This window comes from Stenotrophomonas sp. (assembly GCF_032099025.1).
Lineage (GTDB): Bacteria > Pseudomonadota > Gammaproteobacteria > Xanthomonadales > Xanthomonadaceae > Stenotrophomonas.
The window spans coordinates 1-1,447 of the sequence record NZ_DAMCID010000035.1; the positions used below are offsets into that span (position 1 = coordinate 1).

Sequence of the window (1,447 nt, forward strand, 5' to 3'; positions counted from 1 at the left end):
AGGTCGGGTTCTTGTAGACCTGGTCGACCAGGCGGCCGCTGAGGTCGCTGAAGGCGTTCTCGCTGTCGGCCTTGAGCTGTTCGGCGGCAAGTTCATCACGCACGTCCTCGAACGCACGCTCCTGGCCACCCTTCTGCTCGCGCAGCTGCAGCACGTGGTAACCGAACTCGGTCTTGACCGGGGCACTGACCTCGCCGACCTTCATGGCGAACAGTGCGTCTTCGAACGGCTTCACCATTGCGTCGCGTTCGACCCAGCCCAGATCGCCACCGGTGCTCTTGGAGCCGGTGTCGTCCGAGTTGGCCTTGGCCAGGGCGGCAAAGTCGGCGCCCGGAGCCTTGGCTTCGGCGGCGATGCGCGTGGCCTTCGCTTCAGCGGCCTTGAGCGCAGCCGGATCATTGGCGTCGGCGGCAATCAGGATGTGCGAGGCCAGGCGCGATTCGGGCGCGACAAACCGCGCCTTCTCATCGGCGTAGCGCTTGCGCAGCGTCGCTTCGTCGGCCGCAGTGGCCGGCGGCAGCGTGGCGGCGTTGATCTCGACGTATTCCAGCGACACAGTTTCCGGCTGGCGGAAATCCTTGCCATGGCTGTCATACCACTGCTTGATCTGCGCGTCGGTGACTTCGGCGGTATCGGCCGGCAGTTCCGGCAGCGCGGCCAGTTCGACATCGCGGGTTTCGCCCAGCAGCTTCATCAGCTGCTCGGCCTCGACGGTGGTCACGAAGCCCGACCCCTGCAGCGCGGACGGAATCACCGACTGCTGCAGCTGTTCGCGCACTTCGGCCTCGAACTGGGCCGGGGTACGCGGCGGGTTGCCGGTGGCCAGGCGCAGGCGGTACTGGTCCTGGCTGAACTTGCCATCGGGACCGAGGAACGCAGGAATGGTCCCGATGGTCTCGCGCACGGTGCTGTCGCTCATGACGATGCCCGACTGTTCGCCGGCCAGGCGCACGACCTGTTCGTCGATCATCTGGTCAAGCACGGCCAGCTTGTTCTCGGTGCTTTCGAATTCGCGCGGGTCGAAGTCTTCGCCCTGCTGCTGGCGCGCCTGCTGGCGAGCCTGCTCGAAGCGGGTACGGAAGTCCTGGGCGCTGATCTCGTGGTGCTGCCACAGGAACGACATCGGCCACCACGAGGGCGCCGAGCGCCACCAGGTCGGCGGTGCCGCCACCTTGGCCACGTTCTGCGCACCGACACCACCGAGGTAGCTGGAGTCGATCACGAACAGGAACGGAATCATCAGCAGCCCCAGGATCACGGTAACGATCCAGCCCGAGGTCTTGTCGCGAAGTTTCTGCAGCATGGGAGAAATCAAGGCCTGATTGGCGAATCCAGCAGTGTAGCGTGCTTCGCGCCACACCCCAACCACCCCAGCCATGCGGCAAAAAGAAAAGCCCCTGGTTTTCACCAGGGGCCTTCAAGAATTGGCGGAGCGGACGGGACTCGA

General features: G+C 65.1%; 1 protein-coding gene and 1 tRNA gene (1 of these 2 cut by a window edge). Both read right to left on the reverse strand.

Annotation, left to right across the window (positions count from 1 at the left end; translation table 11 throughout):
- On the reverse strand, nt 1–1,303 hold a 1,303-nt coding region (locus tag RT456_RS17610; protein ID WP_313348505.1), incomplete at its 3' end, for a SurA N-terminal domain-containing protein.
- 122 nt (nt 1,304–1,425) lie between these two features.
- Nucleotides 1,426–1,447, reverse strand: a tRNA-Asp gene (locus RT456_RS17615); it runs 155 nt beyond the window's last position.